This is a genomic window from Mesorhizobium prunaredense (genome assembly GCF_900156895.1).
Taxonomy (GTDB): Bacteria; Pseudomonadota; Alphaproteobacteria; order Rhizobiales; family Rhizobiaceae; genus Mesorhizobium; species Mesorhizobium prunaredense.
The window spans coordinates 189,693-212,476 of sequence record NZ_FTPD01000006.1; the positions used below are offsets into that span (position 1 = coordinate 189,693).

25 protein-coding genes and 2 pseudogenes are annotated in these 22,784 nt (G+C 59.7%); 17 read left to right on the plus strand and 10 right to left on the minus strand.

Annotated elements, in window-relative coordinates:
- The first annotated feature begins 329 nt into the window (after nucleotides 1–329).
- Both BQ8794_RS06665 and BQ8794_RS06670 read left to right on the plus strand, forming a co-directional pair.
- Nucleotides 330–866 (plus strand): DnaJ domain-containing protein, encoded by a 537-nt coding sequence (locus BQ8794_RS06665; RefSeq protein WP_077374573.1) that lies wholly within the window; start codon nucleotides 330–332, stop codon nucleotides 864–866.
- Between the two features lie 127 nt (nucleotides 867–993).
- A complete protein-coding gene (locus BQ8794_RS06670; RefSeq protein ID WP_077374575.1) occupies nucleotides 994–2,025 on the plus strand; it encodes a phosphatase PAP2 family protein in 1,032 nt (343 codons plus the stop codon).
- Here the strand turns inward: BQ8794_RS06670 and BQ8794_RS06675 are convergent.
- Both BQ8794_RS06675 and BQ8794_RS06680 read right to left on the minus strand, forming a co-directional pair.
- Nucleotides 2,003–2,209, minus strand: a complete 207-nt coding sequence (locus BQ8794_RS06675) for a hypothetical protein (RefSeq protein ID WP_077374576.1) — start codon at nucleotides 2,207–2,209, stop codon at nucleotides 2,003–2,005. The two genes, BQ8794_RS06670 and BQ8794_RS06675, sit on opposite strands and share 23 nt — an antisense overlap.
- Nucleotides 2,210–2,252: 43 nt before the next feature.
- Entirely contained in the window at nucleotides 2,253–3,236 is a 984-nt protein-coding gene (locus tag BQ8794_RS06680; protein ID WP_077374578.1) for an acyltransferase family protein, read from the minus strand.
- A 158-nt stretch (nucleotides 3,237–3,394) separates the two neighbouring features.
- Here BQ8794_RS06680 and BQ8794_RS06685 point away from each other — a divergent pair, with 158 nt between their 5' ends.
- Nucleotides 3,395–3,763, plus strand: coding sequence for a hypothetical protein (locus BQ8794_RS06685; RefSeq protein ID WP_143744480.1), 369 nt, complete (start codon nucleotides 3,395–3,397; stop codon nucleotides 3,761–3,763).
- On the opposite strand, the pseudogene BQ8794_RS06690 reads toward BQ8794_RS06685, so the two are convergent.
- Nucleotides 3,734–3,940, minus strand: a pseudogene (locus BQ8794_RS06690) (phosphatase PAP2 family protein); the annotation flags it as partial. The gene BQ8794_RS06685 and the pseudogene BQ8794_RS06690 sit on opposite strands and share 30 nt — an antisense overlap.
- Before the next feature lie 130 nt (nucleotides 3,941–4,070).
- Between BQ8794_RS06690 and BQ8794_RS06695 the strand changes: the two are divergent.
- Together BQ8794_RS06695 and BQ8794_RS06700 are read left to right on the plus strand one after the other, a co-directional pair.
- The gene (locus tag BQ8794_RS06695) at nucleotides 4,071–5,120 is read left to right on the plus strand and encodes a hypothetical protein (protein WP_077374583.1); all 1,050 of its coding nucleotides are present in this window, start codon (nucleotides 4,071–4,073) and stop codon (nucleotides 5,118–5,120) included.
- A gap of 7 nt (nucleotides 5,121–5,127) precedes the next feature.
- The gene (locus BQ8794_RS06700; protein WP_167378654.1) at nucleotides 5,128–6,276 is read left to right on the plus strand and encodes an acyltransferase family protein; all 1,149 of its coding nucleotides are present in this window, start codon (nucleotides 5,128–5,130) and stop codon (nucleotides 6,274–6,276) included.
- Nucleotides 6,277–6,384: 108 nt separating this feature from the next.
- On the opposite strand, the gene BQ8794_RS06705 is transcribed toward BQ8794_RS06700, so the two are convergent.
- From BQ8794_RS06705 to BQ8794_RS06725, 5 genes are read right to left on the minus strand one after another with little or no spacing between them, the layout of a single operon-like run.
- Nucleotides 6,385–6,915 carry a prepilin peptidase gene (locus BQ8794_RS06705; protein WP_077374586.1) on the minus strand — a complete coding sequence of 177 codons (531 nt, stop codon included), beginning with the start codon at nucleotides 6,913–6,915 and terminating at the stop codon, nucleotides 6,385–6,387.
- A 9-nt stretch (nucleotides 6,916–6,924) separates the two neighbouring features.
- Entirely contained in the window at nucleotides 6,925–7,467 is a 543-nt protein-coding gene (locus tag BQ8794_RS06710; protein ID WP_167378655.1) for a tetratricopeptide repeat protein, read from the minus strand.
- 55 nt (nucleotides 7,468–7,522) lie between these two features.
- Entirely contained in the window at nucleotides 7,523–8,473 is a 951-nt protein-coding gene (locus tag BQ8794_RS06715) for a type II secretion system F family protein (protein WP_077374590.1), read from the minus strand.
- An 18-nt stretch (nucleotides 8,474–8,491) separates the two neighbouring features.
- Nucleotides 8,492–9,424 (minus strand): type II secretion system F family protein, encoded by a 933-nt coding sequence (locus BQ8794_RS06720; RefSeq protein WP_244554880.1) that lies wholly within the window; start codon nucleotides 9,422–9,424, stop codon nucleotides 8,492–8,494.
- Between the two features lie 38 nt (nucleotides 9,425–9,462).
- Nucleotides 9,463–10,854: a TadA family conjugal transfer-associated ATPase gene (locus tag BQ8794_RS06725; protein WP_077374592.1), complete on the minus strand. Its 1,392-nt coding sequence runs from the start codon at nucleotides 10,852–10,854 to the stop codon at nucleotides 9,463–9,465.
- A gap of 524 nt (nucleotides 10,855–11,378) precedes the next feature.
- Between BQ8794_RS06725 and BQ8794_RS06730 the strand changes: the two genes are divergently transcribed.
- The 10 genes from BQ8794_RS06730 to BQ8794_RS06775 all read left to right on the plus strand — a co-directional run bounded on the left by BQ8794_RS06730 (nucleotide 11,379) and on the right by BQ8794_RS06775 (nucleotide 19,472).
- Entirely contained in the window at nucleotides 11,379–11,579 is a 201-nt protein-coding gene (locus tag BQ8794_RS06730; protein WP_077374594.1) for a Flp family type IVb pilin, read from the plus strand.
- 101 nt (nucleotides 11,580–11,680) lie between these two features.
- Nucleotides 11,681–12,718, plus strand: a complete 1,038-nt coding sequence (gene cpaB, locus BQ8794_RS06735; protein ID WP_077374596.1) for a Flp pilus assembly protein CpaB — start codon at nucleotides 11,681–11,683, stop codon at nucleotides 12,716–12,718.
- 44 nt (nucleotides 12,719–12,762) lie between these two features.
- Entirely contained in the window at nucleotides 12,763–14,208 is a 1,446-nt protein-coding gene (locus tag BQ8794_RS06740; RefSeq protein WP_077374598.1) for a type II and III secretion system protein family protein, read from the plus strand.
- Nucleotides 14,195–14,482, plus strand: coding sequence for a hypothetical protein (locus BQ8794_RS06745; RefSeq protein ID WP_077374600.1), 288 nt, complete (start codon nucleotides 14,195–14,197; stop codon nucleotides 14,480–14,482). The genes BQ8794_RS06740 and BQ8794_RS06745 overlap by 14 nt, the downstream gene beginning before the upstream one ends.
- Nucleotides 14,483–14,536: 54 nt before the next feature.
- The gene (locus BQ8794_RS06750; protein WP_077374602.1) at nucleotides 14,537–16,057 is read left to right on the plus strand and encodes a pilus assembly protein TadG-related protein; all 1,521 of its coding nucleotides are present in this window, start codon (nucleotides 14,537–14,539) and stop codon (nucleotides 16,055–16,057) included.
- Between the two features lie 61 nt (nucleotides 16,058–16,118).
- Nucleotides 16,119–16,580: a TadE family protein gene (locus tag BQ8794_RS06755; RefSeq protein WP_167378656.1), complete on the plus strand. Its 462-nt coding sequence runs from the start codon at nucleotides 16,119–16,121 to the stop codon at nucleotides 16,578–16,580.
- Nucleotides 16,581–16,626: 46 nt separating this feature from the next.
- A complete protein-coding gene (locus BQ8794_RS06760) occupies nucleotides 16,627–17,154 on the plus strand; it encodes a TadE/TadG family type IV pilus assembly protein (protein WP_244554881.1) in 528 nt (175 codons plus the stop codon).
- Nucleotides 17,151–18,314 carry a CpaE/TadZ family protein gene (locus tag BQ8794_RS06765; RefSeq protein WP_077374608.1) on the plus strand — a complete coding sequence of 388 codons (1,164 nt, stop codon included), beginning with the start codon at nucleotides 17,151–17,153 and terminating at the stop codon, nucleotides 18,312–18,314. Before BQ8794_RS06760 ends, BQ8794_RS06765 begins: the two co-directional genes overlap by 4 nt.
- Nucleotides 18,298–18,888 (plus strand): L,D-transpeptidase, encoded by a 591-nt coding sequence (locus BQ8794_RS06770; RefSeq protein ID WP_077374610.1) that lies wholly within the window; start codon nucleotides 18,298–18,300, stop codon nucleotides 18,886–18,888. Before BQ8794_RS06765 ends, BQ8794_RS06770 begins: the two co-directional genes overlap by 17 nt.
- The gene (locus BQ8794_RS06775) at nucleotides 18,885–19,472 is read left to right on the plus strand and encodes a hypothetical protein (protein WP_077374612.1); all 588 of its coding nucleotides are present in this window, start codon (nucleotides 18,885–18,887) and stop codon (nucleotides 19,470–19,472) included. Before BQ8794_RS06770 ends, BQ8794_RS06775 begins: the two co-directional genes overlap by 4 nt.
- Before the next feature lie 350 nt (nucleotides 19,473–19,822).
- Here BQ8794_RS06775 and BQ8794_RS06780 read toward each other — a convergent pair whose 3' ends face one another.
- Nucleotides 19,823–20,362, minus strand: coding sequence for a hypothetical protein (locus BQ8794_RS06780; protein WP_077374614.1), 540 nt, complete (start codon nucleotides 20,360–20,362; stop codon nucleotides 19,823–19,825).
- Nucleotides 20,363–20,721: 359 nt separating this feature from the next.
- On the opposite strand from BQ8794_RS06780, the pseudogene BQ8794_RS06785 reads away from it, so the two are divergent.
- Nucleotides 20,722–20,868: pseudogene (locus BQ8794_RS06785) on the plus strand (HlyD family type I secretion periplasmic adaptor subunit); the annotation flags it as partial.
- Nucleotides 20,858–21,496, plus strand: coding sequence for a ribbon-helix-helix domain-containing protein (locus BQ8794_RS06790; protein WP_077374618.1), 639 nt, complete (start codon nucleotides 20,858–20,860; stop codon nucleotides 21,494–21,496). The pseudogene BQ8794_RS06785 and the gene BQ8794_RS06790, both read left to right, overlap by 11 nt.
- A gap of 227 nt (nucleotides 21,497–21,723) precedes the next feature.
- On the opposite strand, the gene BQ8794_RS06795 is transcribed toward BQ8794_RS06790, so the two are convergent.
- Complete coding sequence (locus tag BQ8794_RS06795; protein WP_077374620.1) at nucleotides 21,724–22,617, minus strand: LysR family transcriptional regulator; 894 nt, start codon at nucleotides 22,615–22,617, stop codon at nucleotides 21,724–21,726.
- Between the last annotated feature and the right edge of the window lie 167 nt (nucleotides 22,618–22,784).

Genomic DNA, 22,784 nt, shown 5'->3' on the forward strand with positions numbered 1-22,784 from the left:
TCCGTCAATCGAAATCGAATCGGTGCACGAGGACTACCAGGCGGGCATCAGTGATCCCGACTGGAGAGAATGATCGCCGACGTATATCGGCGGATGACCGGAATGAGGGCAGCCCTTTGCAGGGGCGAAGCTTGCGCGCTAGTATCTGCAAAACGGGAGGGGGACTAATGCCACGAATTGAGCGAGTAGAAACCCGCAAGCGCGGATTTCTGGCCTTCAACGTGTTGATGGGCATCATCGAGCGCACCATCGACTAGCTATGACCGCAAGACACTCCGGCGACGTTCTCTCGACTGTGTGCGCAATAGCGATGTTGTGGGAGCACCACTTTGTTCATTGACTACTACGAACTCCTAGAAATCAGCCCGAACGCCAACTCGGAAACGATAGAACGGGTATTTCGTTATTTTGCTATGCGCTACCATCCCGACAATCAGGATACCGGGGATGCATCACGCTTCAGTGAAATCGCGGAGGCCCATAATACTCTCAAAGATCCGGTCAAACGCGTGCAGTACGACATTCAGTATAAAGACCATCTGAAACTTCGCCACGAGTTGATTGAGGAAGTCAGCAACACTAAAGGAATCGAACGGGACGGCGTCATTCAGGCCAAACTGCTCTCGCTACTTTATGTCAAACGCCGACAAGACGTCAACAATCCTGGCATTGGCGATGAAGAACTCGAACGCATGTCGGGCTGTCCGCGTGAACATCTGGAGTTTCATCTCTGGTATCTAAAAGCAAAAGGCTGGATAGGAAGGGTCGAAAACGGGATGTTCGCGATTACCGTAGAAGGCATCGATCGCGCCAATGCCGAACATCGTCGTGACACCTCCACCAGACTACTGAATCATACCGGCTGACGAGTGGAAGCTCGCGTGCCAGCGCCCCTTGGATTAGCTCTTAGGAGCCCGTTCCGGCTGGCCGCTCTCAGGTTAACCCTCAGTTAAGGATAGTCTTGCCGGTAGGCTGGCAACAATATTTACTCAGATGCCGAAGGGGCGGCCGGGCGTCCTTTTAGAGGGTTGGGTGGATATGGGGTCAATTCGCCGCTTGGTCTGCTTATCGCTGAGCTTAACAGCGCTGATCGCGGCGGCATCCTTTGTCTGGCTTCCACATTCGAAGGTGTACATCGATCCCTCGAACGCTTGGCTCGTCACGAAGGCCTTCTGCGTCGTCGCTGGTCTCTACGGCGTGGTCGGCTTGGTGGCCCGGCGAGTCCGGGGCGATGAAACAGGTCCAGCCAGGTTAATCGGACGTCTGGCCGGAATGGCGCTGACGCTCCTGAACCTGTGTGCGATCACAATACCTTTCGGCTGCGCTTTTGGGGTTTTCATCTGCCTGGCGTCCGCTAACGGCAGGCCCCTGATTGACGGCGATCTGGCGGCGATCGACCTGGCGCTCGGCTTCGACTGGCCTTCTTTCCTTGCGCTGACCAATCGCAACCCGACGATCAGCGCAATCCTGGTGGCAACTTACCATTCGGCAGGCTACCAGATGCTGGCGCTCGCTCTGGTTCATGCCTCCATGGGCCGGCTGGACCGGCTGCTTGAATTCTCGGTCGCCTGCGCGGTTTGCCTGACGATCACCGGCACAATCGTCGCGCTATTCCCAGCAGAGGGTGCCTACGCCTATTTCAAGCCGACCGCCGAGACGTTCAGCAATTTCACCACAGATGCTGGGATGTGGCACTACCCGACGTTGCTGAAGCTTCGATCAGGCGAGCCATTCGCCATTGTCTTGAGCGAGGCGCAACCGCTGGTCACGTTCCCCTCGTTCCACTCCAGCATCGGCGTTCTGGTCGCCTATTCCGTGCGCTGGTGGCGCTTTGTCTTTTGGCCGGTCGTGCTGTTGGAGGCTGTCATGATCGTGAGCACGATCCCCGAAGGCGGACATCACTTGATCGACCTGATAGCTGGGATAGTGGTCGCGGCAGTGTCGATCTTCGTCGTGAGGTCCGTCCTCGCCACTCGATCTGCACCGGCCGTCCCGATGACCTCTAGGCCACTATCCAACTCTTGAAATCCGCCGCAGCATGCAAAGCAGGACGATCGCCTCGCAGGTCGCGCGACAGGCGGTCCAGCGCCTCGACGACCGTCGCGCGCCGCCTGCCGAGCAAGGGCCTCGACGAGACGCGCCAGCCCTTGCAAATATTCGAGGCCGCTGTCTTCTCGGCGATCCCGGCGTCGAGCGATCGTGACGCCATTGTCGCCGACTTCAAGGCCTGGGTAGAGGCCTAAAGTGGCTGGCTAGGCCGCGGCGGGGAAGACTCGCACGCGGCCAAGCCACCAGCGGAGCGGAAGTTCGAAGCGGACATACATCCGCCATGCGAAGAGGACGGACGTTCCAACACCTATCGCGATGATGAGGTCCGGATTGATCGGGTAGGACATCCAGACGACCAGTAGAAGCGATATCGGCAGGGTGTGGACGAGATATAGCATGTAGGAGGCATCACCAAGGATCGTCCACGCGCTCGGGTTTGCCTCGATATGCATCGTGCCGAAGACGATCAGTGCGGCCGGCACGCCGTACACCAGAACGCGCTGGAACCCTCCCACGCCTTCGAGGAATTCCATGGTACCGCCTTTCGGAGCGATCCCGACGAAGCCGGCGCCGGTCATAGCGATGATGCCAATCGTGAGGCACCATACGCCGCGCGGCAGTTTCGGTGCATAGGCAAGTGCGACGCCGAAGGCGAATTCGATGATCAGCGGATTGCCGAGAAACTGGAACACCGGACCAGCTGAGCGATATGCCATCGCGAATCCGAATATGCCGAGAATGCCTAAGAGCAGCCGCCGGTCGATCAACACGATGGTGGCCGCCGCATAGAACAGCATCTCGAAGCAAAGAGTCCACGCTGAGGGAAGTGCCGGCGCCGTCATCTGATCAGTGGCTGGCCAGAGGAAGACGGTCGCTACCGCATCCCGCCATCCGAAGCCTGCCTTGCTCGCAATTATCGCATACGGGATGCTTAGCAGCAGATAGAGCGGGACGATGCGCCGGAACCGCCGCCATGCGAACGCTTGCCAAGTCAGGCCAGGCGCTGTTTTGGCAATGATCACGCCCGATATGACGAAGAAGATGTCGACGCCGGCCCTCCCGGCGACCTGGAAATCATGAGGCAACAGGCCGTTTGACCCTGTGGCGGCCATCGCCGTTTGCGCGGCATGGACGTAGACGACCATTAGAGCGGCAACGAACCGCAGTATTTGTAGAGACCAGATCAAGCAGAATGCCCCAAAAGCCCGTCTTTTATTATTCAACCACTTGGCAGGCGATCGCGCAAGGCGATGTCTGCAACCTGCCCGCGAGGGTAGAATGGAACTGCCATGCTTGTTCAGCTGATAGCGCCGAGATCAACACGCCTGTGCGCCGCTGCCACTTCATGGCACAGATGTCTGTCGAGAGCGGCGGATTTCGCATCGTCGAGGAAAATCTGCGCTATTCGGCCAAGCGGCTGAGGCAAGTATGGCCGAACCGTTTCCCCTTCGCCAACAATCCGACGGCGCAAGGTCTATGGCGGCCCGAACGACGGATGGGTCAACCGCGGCGCGGGCCAAAGCAGATCACCGGCAAGGACAATTGCCGCGAGTTCGGTCGCATGATCGGCGTCGATCTGGTCAAGACCCGGACGCGCTTCTCGACCCGGTGGTCGGCATCAGGGCGGCAATCGCGTTCTGGAGTAAAAGCGGCTGCAACAAGCCGGCAACGCCCCGTGGCCGACTCAGCGGCCCGCTTCCGATCCCACCGCTGATCTCGCGACGCTGTCGGCCTTTCCGCGTTCATATGCGCCAATCATTCTCACGGCAAAGATCGAAGCCACGCCAACCATTGCGCCAGCGAGCACATCAATCAGGTGATGCCCACCCTCGGGAAGGGTGCCGATTATCATCAGGGCATTCAAAACAGCTATCGGCCAGGCAAAGGCCGGCCGGCGCGCGAGCTGATCATTGCTGACCGATCTGGTTGACGGATTTTACCATCCCCGGGGACAAGCCGTGGACGTCGGAGACGGAGTCCCCTACACTTCGTCAGCAAGGGGTTTCTACGGGGGGTTGGGGATGACCGATATTGCGGTTCCTTTAAAGCGTGTGGAGTGGGCATGGTTGCGCAATCCGCGCTTTGACCTTTCCTTCATTCTGGGCCTTCCGGTGCTGGCATTTCTCACCGGTTTCGTCATCCTGTTGCAGCCTCGGTTCTTCTATCCGATCCTGATCGTCGATCTCTGGTTTCTGGGCTACCACCACGTCATCGCCACCTATACGCGGCTCTGCTTCGACCGGAAGAGCTTTGCCGAGCACTGGCCTTTGCTCGTTGTCCTGCTCCCCGTCGTCGCGGCAGCAACGATCGCCGTCGCTTACGGTTTCGGTCTCTGGACCATCGTGTCGGTCTATTTCTATTGGCAGTGGTTCCACTACACCCGCCAAAGCTGGGGCATCTCGCGCACATTTCGCGGCAAGCAGCGAAGTGCGTTGTACGAGGACGGCTGGCTCGACCAAGCAATTTTCTATGCGCTGCCGATCCTTGGCATCCTCCATCGGTCGCACCAAGATCCGGGCCTTTTCATCGGGATGGAACTGCGTGTCGTGCCTGTCGCCTCCATTGTCGAGCAGGCAGCGGCCGCAGTGACCATTGCACTGCTGCTCTTCTGGCTCGCGCGTCGGTTTCAGGCGGTGCGGCAGGATCGGCTCGCATTGGTCCACACAATATACATGGCGACTCATTTTGCTGTCTTTGCCGTGGCCTACATCCTGATCACCGACGTCACGATTGGCTGGCTGGTGATCAACATGTGGCACAACGCGCAATACGTGCTTTTCGTCTGGATGTTCAACACGCGCCGCTTCAAGGACGGGATCGACCCTGATGCGCCTTTCCTCTCCTACATCAGCCAGCCTAGTCGGCTCTGGCTCTACATGACGACATGCATCCTGATCACCGGCGTGCTCTACTGGGCGGTGCTCGGCACCCTCGACGTGCTGTTTTTTGCCGGTCTGTCGATGACGATCGTGATCTACCAGATCGTCAATTTCCACCACTACATCGTCGACTCGAGGATATGGAAGGTCCGCAAGAAGCCGATCAGGCGCACGCTCGGGCTTGAGGAGTAGTTTTGCTGTGCAGGCCACCGCGGATGGGCGCAACAATCCGTGGCTCGACCTCTTGCGTTCGATCGCCATCGTGCTCGTTGTCCTGCGCCATGGCGAACAAGCGCTCCATCTTCGCACTGGCGAACCACTGGGTGTAATCCAGACGATCTTCATGAACGGCTGGGTCGGCGTCGACCTGTTCTTCGTCCTGTCGGGCTACCTGATCGCGCGCCACCTGGTCAGGGCCGGCATTGGTTCGGGGCGGTTCGGTTTGGCCCGCTACCTGGTGATGCGTGTGCTGCGCATCGTCCCGGCCTATTACGCGGTCCTGCTCCTGGTCGCGATGGGTGCGTTCCCGCTCTTTCCCGTCGACCCGAACCATTTGGGCCTCCGTGTCGCGTACCACCTTCTCTTCCTCCAGGACTACATGCCGTCCGACATCAACGTCGTGTTCTGGTCACTCGGCGTCGAGGAGAAGTTCTATCTGCTCGCACCGCTTTTGGTTCTCGCGCTCCTGCGCTGCCGAAGCACGCGGCTGCGGGCAAGCTTGATCGTCTTGCTCTTCTGCCTGCCGATTGCGCTGCGGACAGCGGCTTATCTCAGCCTGACGGCGCCACTCGACTACCCTACGTTCTGGCGGCTCTTGCGCAGCCCTTTCCATATGGCGCTGGAAGGGCTGGTCGTAGGGGTCGCCATCGCGGTCGCTGAGCACGCCGGCATATTGAGGCTGTCCCGCCGGGCTGCCGCGCTGATCCTCTTCGCCGCCGCCACGCTCTTGGCAATATGGCTCGGAAGCGAGGATTTCATGGCTAGGATCGACCCAACTGACGCCATCCTCCAGCCGCCTTTGATCGCTCTTCTTGCTGCCGCCATGACGCTGGGTGCGGTGGGCCTCGCAGGCACGCCAATGCCGTGTAGCGGTCCGTTTCGAACGCTGTCGCGGTTGAGCTACAGCCTCTATCTGGTCCACTACCCGCTGATTCCGGCGGCAATGGCGGTCGCTAGTTTAACGTGGAAGCCGGGGTTCTGGCTTTACTATTTGAGCTTCAGCCTGTGCGCGGCTATGGCACTTCACCTTACCGTCGAACGGCCGTTTCTGCTGTTGAAGGACAAATTGGGCAGCAGGGAACGCTTGAAGATCCAAGGCGCCGCGAGTAACTCGGCACTGTTACCCTAGGCTGCCAAGGCACCGGCAGGCCGTTAAACGCCCTTAGAACGACCCTTCAAACCGCTCGGATTGGTGCCAAATGAAGTTGCGCGGAGGTGCCGAGTGATTTTGCGCGCTTCACGTCCAAACCGATAGCCCGGCTAGCACCATCATATTGCTGTAGACCTGATACGCTATCGTGCAGATCGCTGCGAGCGAGATCGGCACGCCAAACGGCACAACGCGCTTGCGGTCCAGGTGCTGAACGTACAGGCGGAAGGCGCCCGCGGGCAGCATGAACGGATTTTTCACGATCAGCGCCGTGGCGAGAGCGAAAACCAGCAGCAGGACGGAAAACACCAGGAGCCCACTACCGCCGATCAGCAACGGCACCACCGCCATCAGCTTGACATCGCCGGCCCCGACCTTGCGCAGGACCCAGAACGGAAACAGCGCAACAAACAGCAAAACACCGGCAAGCGCGCTCAGGCCCATGTCCCACCACGACCCGGATTGCACCGACAGGAGCTGCAGCGAGCCCAAACCCAGGCAAAGCAGCAGCAGCACATTCTGGTTGGATATCTTCTGGGTGGTGAAGTCGAGCCAGGCGATCCTTGCCAGCAAAGGAATGGCTAGCCCCTTCAGCAGCAGCGATGCGGCGAGCAACATGCTGTCGCCTTACCGCTCGAGATTCTTTACGCTGGACGACAGGAGCTTCAGATTGTTGGCCACGGTCGGATCATTCGGCGCTAGTTCATAGGCCTTGAGGAAACTGCTGCGCGCGTCCTGCAGCTTGCCGCGCAGCAGATAGGAATAGCCGACATTGTTATAATATTCGGGCGTCCCGCCGACCAGCCGGAACGCCTGGCGATAGGCGTGGTCGGAAAGGTCGAAGCGGCGGATGCGATCGCTGCAGGCGGCCAAGCCCATCCAGGCACCACCATCATTGGGCGCCAGTTGCGTCGCCTTGTAGAACAGGGCGCCGGCATTGCCGTAGTTTTCCGCGCGGAACTGGTTCTTGGCTTCGGCGACGGCCTGGTCCGAGGCATAATATTCGACGTCGCTGACCGTCTTCAGCCCGTCGAAGGCATCGCCAAAGGCAGTCACGTCACCTTTCGAGGGCTCGTTGGTGCGGACGACGCCGGTATCAGCCGTCTGACAGCCGGAAAGCACGATAAGCAGCAAGCCGGCTACGGCTGCGAGGCGCATTGGCCCTGTCATTTCGTCCCCCAAAAGAGTTCTCCGACTCTGTATTTCGACCAAAGCATATACCTGCCTAGAAGAAAATGCCTTTCATCCGGATGATGACAGGCAGCATGACGACCATCATCACCACCGGAAAGATGCATAGCCCCAATGGAATCATCATCTTGACCGGCAACGCGTTAGCACGTTCCTCGGCCCGAAGGATTCTCTGTCCACGCATTTCGTCGCTATAAACGCGCAGGGCTTCTGTCAAACTTGTACCGAGTTCCTCGGATTGCCGGAACAAAACCGCCAGCGCCCGCGCCTCTTCAAGCCCGATGCGGTCAGACAGTTCGCGCAGCGCCTCGCGTAACGGCTTGCCGGCGCGCAACTGCAGAGCCATGATCGAAAGCTGGATGCCAAGCCATTTATGGGTGCCGGCCAGTTCGTTGCTGACGCGCTCGACTGCCGCCTCAAGGCTCATGCCCGCGTCGGCGCAGGTGATCATCATATCCATGAAATCCGGAAAGCCACGACGATAGATCTGCTTTTGCCCGTTCTCGAACCGGTCGAGCGCGATACTTGGTATGACAATGCATGCCAGCCCAAGCAAGGCTGAACCTCCAAAAGCGACAAGACCAGGCAATTGGGGCGGTAAAATCTGGGACAGGAGTGCATAGGTCGCAACAAAGCCGACGCAGACAGCGCCGAGCCGCGACAGAGTATAAATCAGCGGCGCACCTGACTGGTAGAAGCCGGCGCGAAAGAGCTTCGCGTCCAGGGCGCTGGGCTCGTCCCGCTCTTTTTCGATCGACCGAAAATAGGCCTCGACCGGCCGCTGCGCTGAGATCCTTGCCAGTTCTTCCTGTCCGACAAGCGAACGCCGGTTGGGAATGCCCTGTGCCATCAGGCTTTGCGCAACCAGTTTCCTCGTCTGCAGCGCCGGCAAGAAGACGAGCCCGCCAACCAAGAAAAGCGCTACGGCCGCCAGGAAGACGGCAATGGAAACCAGAAGGCTCAAATCCCCGGTATTCGAAAACAAGTCTATAGCCTCACTCCTTCAAAAATCGAAATTGACCATGCGATACATGATGAAGTCACCCAGCAGGGCCCATAGCCCGAAAATCAGGAACACAGGCGTGATCAATGGGCTGTTCCATACATCGCCATAGTAGCTCGGGGCGAGGCCTGTGAGGATGCCAAACATCAAGAGCGGAAACAGGGAAATGATCCACGCGGACATTCGGCCCTCAGCGGAGAGCGCCCTGATTTTCAGCCGCAGTTTCTGCCGTTCGCGCAACACCGATGAGAGGCTCGACAGGATCTCGGTCAAATTGCCACCGGTCTTGGCCTGAATCGACAGCGACACAGACAGCAGTTGAAGGCCCTCGAAGCCGACGCGCTGCGAGAGTTTCCGCACCGCGTTTTCAAGGCTAAGGCCAAAGGTGATTTCGTCGGAAACGATGCCGAATTCGGTGCCAAGCGGATCAGGCATTTCACGGGCTACAAGACCTATCGCTACGGAAGTCGGATGACCAGCGCGCAGCGAACGCACGATCATGTCAAGTGCATCCGGCAATTGCTTCGCGAATTTCTGGATTCGCTTGGCACGCGCCCGGCGGAGAACCAGAAACGGCAGGACGAATCCGATGAGAAGAAAGATGATAGATGAAACCACGGCGGAGAAGTGCAGCAGGAAAGCCAATACCAGTGCCAGCACCAGCCCAGCGAGAATAAATATAGCGACAAACGACAGCGGATTCCCGGTTATGCCGGATTGAGTGTATAGCCTGTTGAGCCCGACCGCATTGAAAAGAAAATCGCCCGAGCCGGTAAGCCCACGTTCTCGCAGCAATCCCTGCAAGGTCTGTTCGGCCGGAACCTCGTCAGCGAGCCGCTTCAGCCGACGGTTGATCGTGCTGACCGTTGAGCGGCGTTTGGAGTAGCTCACATACAGAGCCTCGGCCGCGAGAATGACCGACGCCGCCGCCATCACATAGATGAGGTAAAGCAATGTCTGGCCCGACGGGATCAAAGCGGAACCTGCGGGTTGAACGCATCCTTGGCGAAGTGATGGCCAAGCGTCGCCGCTTCCTGGGCAAAGCGGGGACGGACGCCGGTGGCGCGAAATTCACCGACGATCTGACCCTCCGCATTCACATCGCGGCGAACGAAATGGTAAAGTTCCTGAAGCTGGACGACATTGCCTTCCATACCGGTCAGTTCCGATATCGAAACAACCCGCCTTCCCCCGTCCGAAAGACGCTGCGTCTGGACGATGATGTCGATGGCCGACGCGATCTGCGCCCGAATGGACTCATGGGTCATCGGCATGCCCGCCATGCCGACCATCTGTTCCAATCGCGATATCGCGTCCCGCGGCGTGTTGGCATGGATCGTGGTCATCGAGCCTTCGTGGCCGGTGTTCATCGCCTGCAGCATGTCAAAGGCTTCTTCACCGCGGACCTCGCCGACGATGATGCGGTCCGGCCGCATGCGCAACGCATTCTTGAGCAACTCGCGCTGGCGGACCTCGCCCTTGCCCTCGACATTGGGCGGGCGGGTTTCGAGGCGGCCGACATGCGGCTGCTGCAACTGCAGTTCGGCGGCGTCCTCGATGGTGATCAGACGCTCCCGAGACGGGATGTAGCTCGACAGGGCGTTGAGCAAGGTCGTCTTGCCGCTGCCGGTGCCGCCTGAAACCAGGATCGACTTGCGTGCCTGCACCGCAATGCGAAGCAGGTCGATCATCGGCTGGCGGATAGAATTGAACGCCATCAGGCGTTCGAGCGAATAGGGGTTTTTGGAGAATTTGCGGATAGACACCAGCGGGCCATCCACCGAGATCGGCCGCACCGCGATGTTGACGCGCGAGCCGTCTTCCAGCCGCGCATCCACCATCGGCGCCGATTCATCGACGCGTCGGCCGATCGCCGAGACGATCTTGTTGATGACACGCAGCAGATGCGCCTCGTCGCGGAATCGGATCGAGGTTTCCTCGATCATGCCGCGCCGCTCGATGAAAACGCGATTGTGCGTGTTGATCAGTATGTCGGAAATTGAATCGTCTTTCAGCAGCGGCTCGATCGGCCCCAGGCCGAGCATCTCGTCGGCGGTGTCGCTGGTCAATTGATCGAGCTCGCGAGCATTCAGCGGCACGTTGCGAGCGCGGACAAATTCCCGCACGATCGGCCGGATCTCATTCAGAATTTCATCCTTGGACGCGTTTTCAAGGGCGCTCAGGTTGAAGCGATCAATGAGGTGGCGGTGAAGCTCGACCTTGAGCGACAGGAAATCGTCACCATGCGGCGCGAGATCGGAGGCTGGGGAAAGCGTAGCGGCGACAGGCGACACCGCCGCTTTCGGCTGGAGCGTTGGCTCGACCCGTGGCTCGCTTGGTCCTTTGATGAATCGCCCCAGCATGACGCTCTTCCCCTTTGAAATCCCCACCGCGAAACTAAGCGTTAACCACGCGTGGCACAAGCGCCAGCCGCACGATGCAACTTAATACTTCAGACATAGTTAAAATCAAGGATAAGGAAACGCGACGTTTATTTGATCAACGGCGCTGTCCTAATGGAACACGAGCACTCGCCTTTCAATGCCAGATGCTTTTTTGTCACAAAGGCGCCATGGAACCCGCGCAAACCCTTAAGATATAAAGGAATATGCACTACCGCTAATGCTGCCCCACTTCTGCCATGCCCACGGCCAAATTGTGAACGAATGGTTAAGATGGGTTGAAAAACGAGCCGAATCAATGTTTTGGTCTTCCTGAGATCGGCAATATTCTTGCCAAATCATGTATAGGAAAGTTAAGCAATCCTTAATCCCGTTTGACTCTGATTTTCGTCCGGACTTAGATCGAGATGACGGGGGATGCTTGGGTATGGATTTCATCCTTGGCTCGTCTCGTCGGGTTCAAACCTCCAAAGGGAGAAATTGGCATGAAGAAGCTCATGACGATGACCCGGCAGTTCCGCGACGACGAAAACGGCGCTGCCATGGTCGAATATACTATCTTGCTCGGCATCATTACCGTGGCGGTGATCGCCACCATCATTCTTGTCGGTACCTGGGTCGGCGGCAGGTGGACCTCGCTTAATACACAGCTTCAGGCTGCAACTCCTGCTGCGCCTGCGCCCTGACACGTTAGGCTGGCCCAGGCCTCCAAGGCTTGGGCCAGCTCTTTTTTGGCCAGAGACCGGCGACCCTTGGGGGGCACGCAGTCAATTGAGCGGGTTGGGTTATGCGTGCAAACACCGTCATCATGATCGTTCTTGCCGGCGTGTTCGGAGTGCTGGCTGTTGTGCTCGCCAATATTTGGTTGACCAACCAGCGCAGCGCCATGGTGCGGACGGAAGATGTCCAGCGCGACACGGTCGTGGTGGCTGCGATACCGTTGAAGTTTGGCGACACGCTGTCGGCTGACAAGCTGCGCGAAGTCGCCTGGCCCTCAGGCGCGGTCCCGACCGGAGCTTTCAAGACAACGAAAGAAATGCTGGACGGCGAAGGCACGAGGCAGGCGCTGCAGGCGATCGGTGTCAACGAGCCTGTTCTCGCCACCAAGATCACTGGCCCCGGCCAGCGCGCCACGCTCTCGGCGGTGCTCGGCCAAGGCATGAAGGCGGTCTCTATAAGGGTCAACGACGTGCTCGGCGTCGCCGGATTTGTCTTTCCCGGCGACCGGGTCGACGTTCTTTTGACGCGCACCACCCGCAATGATGGTGCGGACAGAAGTTTTGTCGACGTGCTTTTGCAGAGCATGAAGGTGCTCGCCGTCGACCAGGTCGCCGATGAAAGCACCGAGAACCCGACGGTCGTGAAGGCGGTCACGCTCGAGGCCAGCACCAGGGACGCGCAGAAGCTTACACTGGCCGCCGGCGCCGGCCAGCTGTCCCTGGCGCTTCGCCAGGCAGCCGCCAGCGAGGGCGAGACGACCGAACGCGTTACGCTGTCGGACCTGACCGGCGAAACGCCGGCCGACGTCGCCGCCAGGCAGGCCGAACTCGCCAAGCAGGCAACAGCCGAGGCTGAGGCAGCGGCCGAGCGCAAGCGCGCGGACGACAAGATCAATGGGCTGACCCAGGCCGTGGAACGGGTGGGAAGCAGGCTCGACCTGTTGAGCAGCGCAAAACCTGCTCCGGCAGTGGCCTCAGCACCCCAGGTGCAAGAAGTGGTTAAGGAAGTGATCAAATATGTGCAGCCGGAGCCGCCGGCGCGTGCGACAATCGGCGTCTTCAGGGGTGTGAAGCTCGAGTCTTACGACGTGCCGCGACAAAAATAACGCTAGGGTATTGCCGAACGATTCGGCAAGAGGGGGTAGTCTAGATGCGTATGTTCCGGGGACCACTGGCGGCTGCCGCGCTGGCCTGTTCGGTCATGTTACTGCCGATCGACCTTCCGGCTCATGCAGCCGATCGCAAGATCGATGTATCGAACCCCAGCGTCCACCGTGTTTTCCTGCCCATGTCGCAGTCGGTAACGATCCAGGTGAACGCCACGCTGGGCGACATCGTCGTCGGCGACGAGAAGATCGCCGACGCCCAGCCAATGACCGACCGGACGCTCTATGTCATCGGCAAGAGCGCCGGCACCACCACCGTCAACCTCTTTTCCGAAGACAAGCGCTCGCTTGGCGTGATCCAGATCGAAGTCGGCGTCGACGTGAGCGACATGGCGCAGGCGATCCGGCAAGTGGCGCCCAATTCGCGCATCGATATCGGTTCGATCAACGGCAAGGTCAGGCTTGGCGGCCATGTCAAGGACGGCGCCACGCTGGCGGCGATCATGGAGGTTGCCCAGCAATATGGCCCCGATGCGATCATAAACGCCGTGACCGTCGACGACAGCCAGCAAGTAAACCTCGAAGTGCGCGTGCTTGAGGCCAAGCGCAACGCCGGCCGCGATCTTGGCGTCTCAATCAGAAGCACCAACGGCAGCGGCACGACCCGCACCGCAACGGGCATAGCCGCCGTCGACGAGGACGGTGTGGTGCTGGGGCCGGGCGGTCTGCTTACCGGCCTTCTTTCGAACACCAACCCATTCGCGGCGCTGATCACCCGCGTCATCGACAGCAACATCAAGGTCGACCTGATCATTGAGGCGCTCGAGGCCAAGGGCGTTGTGCGCACCCTTGCCGAACCCAACCTCACCACTCTTTCCGGTGAGGTCGCCAGCTTCAATGCCGGCGGCGAAGTGCCTATCCGCACCGACGAGGGTGATGGCGAGATCTCGGTCGAATACAAGCAGTTCGGTGTCAATCTGCTGTTCACGCCGGTCGTGCTCAACAACGACAAGATCAACATCAGGCTGGCGCCGGAGGTCAGCGACCTCACCGGTTTCACCGTCGCCGGCGACCCGATCTTCACCAACCGCAAGCTGTCTACCGTCGTCGAGTTGCGCGACGGCCAGAGCTTCGCGGTCGGCGGGCTCTTGTCCAGCAAGAACACCAAGATCCAGCGGCAGGTGCCGTGGCTCGGCCAGGTGCCGATCGTCGGAACGCTGTTCCGGAATTCGAGCAACCAGAAGGAAGAGACAGAACTGGTCGTGATCGTGACGCCGCGTATCGTGCGGCCGGTGAAGCCTGGCGAGCAACTGGCGACGCCATTCGACAAGACGCGGTCCGCCAACGACCCGGAGTTCTTCATTCTCGGTCAGCTCGAAGTGACCAAGGACATGGTTCGCAAATATGAACTGGGCGAAGGCGTCGTCGGCCCCTATGGCCACATGCTCGACCTGAAATCCAAGGACAAAATGATCTATGTCAAGAAATAGCGCCTTGATCCTGCTTTTGTGCGCCGGCGGGCTGACGGGCTGCGCCGCCGACTACCTGAACAATTACGAAACGGTGACACTGGCTGCCGGCGACACGCAGAAATACAATTCGCTGCTGCAGACGGTCGATCCGCTCAATCCGGCGTCGAAGAACACGGCGATCGAAGGCGACGGCGCTCGCGCTGCCGCTGTTGCCCAGATTTACAAATTTCCACCACCACCACCGCCACCGCCAGCCATAACGGTGAATGTTGGCAACACCGGGGTTGAATAGAAGAGTGCGGGTTCAGCGCCAGGCAAAGCGACTGGCGTCAGGGGAGCAAGGGCCATGCTGCGGATTGTTCGCGCGTTCTGGCACGATCAAAGGGGAGTAGCGCTGATACTGGTCAGCATCATGCTGCCGGCAATCATCGGCTTTTCCTTGCTGGCGATCGATATGAGCCGGGCCAACAACCTCCACAACGATCTTCAGAAGGGGGCTGACTCGTTTGCGCTCGCGGCGGCAGCGGAACTGGACGGCAAGCCGGATGCGTGGACCCGGGCGGAACGAGCACTTGCCAACCTTGTCGAGAACGACAGCCGCTTCTCCAGTGTGACTGCTCGCGCCGACCTTGATAATGGCGGCGTCGTGAACGGCACGACGGCCTGCCGGAACGGAGGCGACATCGCTTGGTGCTTTCTCGCGAGCATCCCGCAAAGCGATTCGACGGCCATAAATCCGCTGACGGGGGTCGACGCCAATGGAGTCGATCGGAAGGCGGCGACCAGCGCGGATGCGGAGTTTATCATGGTTTCAGTCCAGGCAAGCCGTTTCAACGCGATCTTCCCAGCGTCCTTCGTCGGCGCCGGCGCGAACAACTTCTTCGATGTCGGCGCGACCGCCGTTGCGGGATTCGCGGGCGTCGTCGTCTGCGACATGACCCCGCTCTTCATCTGCAACCCGTTCCCGGGTCAGAACCTGCAGGATGTGGCAAACAATCAGAATTTTTACCGGAAAGGCATCAAACTCGTGATGGGCTCAACGTCATGGGGACCCGGCAACATGGGCTTCCTTAGACCGGCGGTATCCCACGGCTATGGCGAGGGAGACCTTGCGGATGACATCGCCCACGTCGATTTTCCGGAATGCGTGAACAGCAGGGGAATCTACACGCAGACCGGCAACCTGACGACAAAGGCGAAGGCTGCGTTCAATACCCGGTTCGACATGTACGGACCGCACTTCTCAAAGACCGACGCGTCGGTTCCGCCGGCACCCAATATTCGCAAGGGCTTTGATTTCGCACCGAAGGGCAACAAGCCCGGCACCGACCCGTGCGACAAGATACCGGGGACCGATCTCACAAAGTTCCATGGCCTGACGCAGGACACGGCCTACCCGCTATTCGACGGGCGCATCGGTAATGGCCTGTGGGATTACGAGGGCTACGTGGCAGCCAACTACCCCAATGGTGAGTTGGATGACTTCGAACACGAAGACGGGAGCGCCTATACGAACGCCAACCCGCCGTCCCGGTATGACCTTTACAAATACGAGACGGACCCCGCCAACGGTCTGGTCGACACCCTTTCAGTCGGCGGTGAAACCGGCGAAGCACTTTGCCATGCATCGCCATCGACCGATCCTGATCGGCGTTTGATCTACGCAGCCATTGTCGATTGCGCTCTGTACGCGGATGAACTGAACGGACAGAGTGGCAGCATGACCGCGATGGGCTTCGCGAGTTTCTTCCTCACCGAGCCGGTTACCGGTGACGACGTGCTGGCCGAAATCGTTGACATCGATGGCAATAAGGGTCGAGGCACCATGATGGGCTTCGCGAAGGACAATGTGCAGCTTTATCGCTAGGTGCGTCGACTCCGTCCAGCGCCTCGCCCGGCAATTCCGGCGCGAGGAGCGCGGTGCAATTTTGGTCGAGATGACATTGATTACGCCGCTGATGATTGCCCTGACGGCCGGCGTATTTGAGTTTGGCACCATTATCCATCGCAAGCTGCTGATCGAGGCGGGTCTGCGTGATGCCGCACGCTTCATGGCGCGCTGCACAGAGGACTTTGTGAACCCTGACCCAGACACAAATTATTGCATCTCTACTGCACAAAACATCGCTAAATACGGGACACCGGCGGCCGGGACGTTCAGGGTAGCTGACTGGGCTGCCGACGAGCCCGTCGCAATCGCGACCTACGACACTGCAAACCCGGTCGATCCAGACACGGGCTTGCAAGACTACAGAGGGACCGGCACGACCGTTCGCACAATCCGCGTGACCACTACCTACAACTATGGGGCCGGCTCGCTGTTGTTCTACATCGGGGTCGGCCCAATCAACATCGCGGCCTCGCATGAGGAGCGATTTGTTGGCTATTGACATGCGACCACGACGTGATTTCAGACAAGAAGAATGCGGAGCCGCAATGGTCGAGGCGGTTATTGCGATGACGCTGCTTCTCACGCTCACGCTTGGCTTCATCGATTTCGGCTATGCGCTTTACCAATGGAACGCAGCCACAAAGGCGGTCCAAGTCGGCGCGAGGGCAGCCTCTATTTCCAATCCTGTCAGTAACGCGCTTGCCAGCGCGGCGGTCACCACGAACGTGCCGCTGGTGGGCACGGCTATGGCGTCAGGAAGCTTCCCCACCTATTCCTGTACCGGTGCAGGCGGATGTACTGGATTCAACCAGGCGAATTTCGACGCGATCTACAATCGCATGGTCGTGTTCTTCCCCAGGCTCCAGCCGGCGAATGTCAGGATCACCTACTCCGCGACCGGCCTCGGCTATTGGGGCCGCCCAGGCGGACCGGTCCCGACGGTCACGGTCAGCTTGGAGGGTCTTACCTTCCAGTTCTTCTTTCTCAGTGGACTGCTCGGATTCAACGACATCACCATGCCCTCCATGCTGAGCACGGTCACGGGCGAAGATATGAAAAGCACCTACCCATGAATGCCATCAACACCAAGGTTCTCCCGACCAAACGAAAGCAGGTGGCCCTATTCTCATCGGATCCGCAGTTCAAGCGCGAGGTGGCGACGCGGCTCGACGCGCTGGCCATCTACGATGTCAGGATTTCCGAGACGGCTGACTTCCTCAACGGTCCGCCCGCTGAGACGCGGCCGGGCATCGTCATCCTCGACCTGGCCAATGGCGAGCTGCTCGGCATGCCCGGCATCGTCGCGGCGCGCGCCTTGTGGGCGACCGTGCCGCTGATTGCGGTCTCCGACGAATTGACCTCCGAAAAGACGCGCATCCTGGTTCGCATGAATGCCTCGGACTGGCTGCACAAGCCGCTCGACGCCAAGGAACTGCTGAACGCAGTCACCTTCCACGACACCGGCAACCAGGGCACCAAGAGCCGCATCATCACTTTTATCAGCGCCAGCGGCGGCGCCGGCGCCACAACGATCGCTCTGTCGGCGGCGGAATTCCTGGCCTCGAAATCCACCGAACGTGCGGCTTCGACCTGCCTCGTCGACCTCGATTTCCAGAGCGCCAACTGCGGCGCCTATCTCAACCTGTTCAACCAGTTCGACCTGGCCGGCATCATCGGCCAGCCGGAAAGGCTCGATGTCGAACTGATGGACGTCATCAAGCTCTCTCGCCCGTCCGGCCTGACCCTCTATTCATTCGAGAGGCCGCAGCTGCCGTTTGAGCCGCAAGGCGCCGATTTCGTGTTCCGGCTGCTGGACCTCGTCGCCTACCGGTTCGACGACATCATCATCGACCTGCCGAATATCGAAACCCCCTGGCAGAATTCCGTGCTTTCGACGAGCGACGAGATCTTCATCGTCTTCGAGCTCAACGTCGCCTCGCTGCGGCAGGGCAAGCGGCTCTACACGAAGATCCGCGAACTGCGCGGCAATTCGGTGAGCATCACGCTGGTCGCCAACAAGCATAAGCGCAAATGGTTCGGCAACCACTTTTCGCGCAGCGAACTCGAGAAGATCTTCAAGGCGCCGCACATCAAGTCGGTCGGCCTGGACAATGCGCTGCTGACCGACGCGCTGAACCGGGCCATCCTGCCTTCCGAAGTGGATGGGCGGGCGCGCTTCAACAAGGACCTGAAGCGGATGTTCAAAGAGCGGCTCGATGACGCAGCCCGGTAGATACCGCATCGCCCCGAGGCTTGCCGGCGCCTGCATCATTGGCCTTGCCTTGGGGATGCCGGCCTGGGAATTCGCCCAAGCCCGATCCGCGCTGTCGGACCGGCCGCCGCTGCCGGCAATGGGTCCCAGCCTGCGCAAGGCGGTTGCTCTCCAAACCGCGGAACGGGCCGGCACGATCATCATCCGCAAGGACGAGAAGGCGCTTTATCTGGTCACCCGGCAGGGCCAGGCGCTGCGCTACCAGATCAGCGTCGGACGCGACGGCTTTGGCTGGACCGGCATCGTCAAGGTCGGGGCGAAAACGGAATGGCCGGAATGGCGCCCGCCCCGGGAAATGCGCGCCCGCCAGCCGGAGCTGCCGGAAATGGTGCCCGCCGGTCCCTACAATCCGCTCGGCGCCAGGGCACTGTATCTGCTGCGGGACGGGCGCGACACGCTCTACCGCATCCACGGCACCAACGATCCCAAGGGCATCGGCTTCGACGGAACATCGGGATGTTTCCGTCTTACCAACACTGATGTGATCGATCTTTTCAAGCGCGTCTCGGTCGGCGCAAAGGTGGTGGTCCAATGACGATGATCAGCGACCCGGATATGCCGGCAATCGACATTGGGCCGGCAACCCACACTGAAGAGCAAGCTGCAGTGTGGAAACCGAGCAATGCAAGGATGATCGGCGTTGTCGCCGTCGGCGCCTTGCTGATCACGGCGGTGAACATAACGGCCGCGGTCTATTTCTACCGCGGCATCAACGATCTGCGCCTTGTCGAACGGCGGCTGGAACAGCTCGGCTCGTTCGAGCAACGGATCGCAGCCCGGCTCGATACGGTCAACAACGGCTTTCAAAGCCGGTTCGAAAAACTGGACAGTCAACTGCAGGGCAGCTTCAACGAAGTCAAAGGCAGCATTGCCCGGCTTGAACAGGAGCTGCCCCTGGACAGTGACGACGAGATGTCGAGCATTGCGGAGCCTTCCGTGATCATGACCAGCACCATGGCGGAAGCAGCCACCGATCTCGAAGAAGCGACCGAACCCAGTATCGTCGAAGCGCCGCGCCCGCTCAAAAGGAAGATCGCGGCAGCGCCACCTCCCCCAAACTCGTCCTACCAGCGCATAGTGCGGCCTGACGGCAAGGTCCATTACAAGAAAATCAACTAGAAGCGACAGACATCGAGAGACGGGTTTTTGCGTTCAGCTGCGTGCAGAGCTGCCGTCGTCTTGTTGGCAATGCCGATCGGGAGCGCGACGGCTGCGACCTGCTACCATGTTGTCAATGTCGACTTTTGGGATGTTCTCTATATCCGATCGCAGCCAAGCCACCTCTCCAGGGCTACGGGCGCAATCGCTAGCGATCACAACGGCATCATCGTGGCCACAGGCCCATGCCGGCCGGCCGGGGCGGACCGAAAGCGGCAATGGTGCCCGGTCGCCTACTATCCGTTGCCGTCAGTCAGCCTGGACGGCTACGTGAAAGCCCATTTTGTGAGAACTACGGAGTGCCCTGGGCCCTAGAGATTCCGCTGAAGAGCAATAAGCCGTACGGCGAGCGCTTGGGAACGCTGTCGCGCCTCGCCGAGAAACGCAAAATGACAGTAGGCGCAGGCTGCAGTGCCCAGACCCAGCACCAGGCTGTTCTGCCAAGTGAAATCGAGGATCAGCGAGAATGGCTGGCCGCTGGGTGCGGTGAATGCCGCAATCGTGCTCGCTGTTTCAGAATGGCTGCTGGAAGCCATCATCAACCCGGCGAAAAGCAGAGCGGCGTGGTTGGTAAGGAAGAAGAACGCGGCCGATTTTCTCGTCCGGCAAGCCATCCAGCAGACGATCGATGCGGCGGTCAGGATGGCGGCATCAAGGGCCATCGAACCGCTCAGATAGAGATCGACCTGCTGCCAGAACATCATCGACAACGGGCGCAGTTCAAGCCAGATCCGCCACAGGGCGGGGCTGGCCGGATAGGTTCCGAGCAGGAACGTCGCTGCTCGCTCCCCTGCCAGAATGAGAAGAATGAGAGCCGGGAAGGCAAAAAGCAGTAGCGGCTTGCGCGTCATGTTCCCTCGCCAATCGACAAGCAGAATAGACTGCAAAGATTGCGCGAGGCTTAAGGAAAGCGCCGCGAACAGCATTGATCACAGGCGCAGGCGCTTGCCGCAACCGCAGCGAGCGCCCGTTTTATGTGCCATTTTTGCTACATTCCCGAAACTTATGGCCCGAATTCGGTTCTTAGCCGGCCCTAGATCAATAAACACTCACGTATTCGAAGAATCTGTCGGATAATTTGTCAAAGCTTCGGTGAGAAGGCTTGGCCATATAAAAAGTACCGGGCAGAAGCGTGGGTGGGGTAGAAACGAATACGATAATCAAAGTGGCCATTGGCAAGCGCCTTGGCCTCCTGATCACATTTGCGATTTCGACGATCGAACGGGATGGCAAGGCTTATCCGGTCATCCCGGGCGTGATCTGCTCTGTCGACATCGAGACCGGACGCAAGACGATCCTGAGTTGCGTTTTGAAGCCGATCAACAAGGCGCGTCAGGAGGCCATGAGTGAGCGCTAGCGCCACCTCTCCCTCCAGCAATACCGATCCACTACTCCTGCCGCTCGCCAACGAGGATTTTGCACTGGAATTTCGCGTTGTGGCGCGTGGCGGAATGCGCCGCGGGATCCGCCTGGAGCGGGCTTTTTGGATGTCCCTGAAGCGGATGGCTGAGAGCCGGAAGTGCACGATCGGCATGCTGATCGATGAGATAGCCGGAACTCAGGCGCAGAAGGGCAATCTGACATCGGCGATCCGGGTAGCCTGCGTACGCGGACAGGCGAAGGAAAACGTGACGTTGAGTAAGCTCGCGTCAATAGCGACAATCAACGCCATACTGGTTGCCTGCCCCTCGCCTGCATTTGCCTTGACGTCATCGAAGAAGATCCTGACCTTCAATGCTCCGTTCCAGCAACTGGTGAAGCGCCAACTGCCCTCCGGATCAAACGATGATGCGCGGCACGACCTCAAGCTGGCGCTGGACCTCAACGTTGCCGACATTTTTGCGCGTCTCGACCTCAACGGCGAAACTCCGGTCACCAGCGGATTTGTCATCGGCACCGGCGAACGCCAGTACCGTGGTCAATTGAGCGCGGTGCGGGCGCCGGTGATCGAGCCGGAGCTGCTGATTGCATTCGTCTTCGGCTAGACTGGTTCCGGCACTACTGAACGGTGAGTCCCTGCAAGACGCGTCGTGTAATTTTTACGGGATCATAGCCGGCTCCCGAACCTTCGCCAGGAGCAACCGTTGCTCGACAGGAAACGACCTGGCGCGTAACGAAGAGTTAGAGCCCCGGGGCCGGTCTAATAGGGTGCTGCGTCTCCTTGCTAGCTCGTTGCAATTCCTCTCCGGCTTGTCGTCGCAACTGCATGGCCTCAACCCGAGAAGCGGAGCGCATCAACGAGCAGGGCGAAAGCCGGCGACGCTTGACGGCGGCTTGGATAGTAGAGGTGATATCCCGGCCAGGGGGGTGACCACTCATCCAGCACCCGCACAAGGCGGCCGCTTTCCAGATGACGCTCCGCGACATCCTCCGGCACATAGGCGAGGCCGAAACCAGCCAGCGCCGCCTCGAGAATCTCGAGGGTGCCATTGAGGACGATCTGGCCGTCCACCCGCACCTTCAGTTCACGACCGTCGCGCTCGAAATCCCAGGCCCAAAGCCCGCCATTGATGGAAAAGCGCTGGTTGATGCAAACGTGGTCGGTTAGCTCCTGCGGCGTCGTTGGCGGCCGCCGCCTGGCGAAATACGACTTGGTCGCGACGACGGCGAAGCGGATGTCCGGTCCGACGCGCACCGCGATCATGTCTTTTGCAACACGCTCTCCCATTCGCACGCCGGCGTCGAACCGTTCGGCAGCAATATCCGTCAGTGCGTTGTCGCGGAAGACCTCGACGGTGACGTCGGGATAGTCTGGCAGGAGCTTCGCCAGCTTCGGCCAGATGACGGCGTTGAACGCGTGATCGCTTGCCGTGAGGCGAATGGTGCCGGCGGGCTTCTCCCGCAATTCGCTCAATGCGTCGACTTCGGCCTCGATCTCTTCAAAGCGCGGGCCGATATTGCGCAGCAGCCGCTCGCCGGCCTCTGTAGGTGAAACGCTGCGGGTCGTTCTCGTCAGCAGCCGAATGCCCAGGCGCTCTTCCAGATCGCGGATCGTGTGGCTGAGCGTGGACTGCGAAATTCCGAGCTGCGCAGCGGCGCGCGTGAAGCTGCCCTCCCGCGCAACCGCCAGAAAGGCCAGAAGCATATCGAGTCGTCCGCGCTGCATTTATGGCTCCGTCCCATAAGTCCGTGCGGATTATACGGGCTAATCGAGCGAACTGCACACACTCAATCGATGGCGATTGCCGAGAGCCCCGCAATTTTCCCGAACGGTGGCGCGAACCCGGCTGAGCAATGACGATGAAGGAAGAACCGGCGGCAGTTCATTCGCGT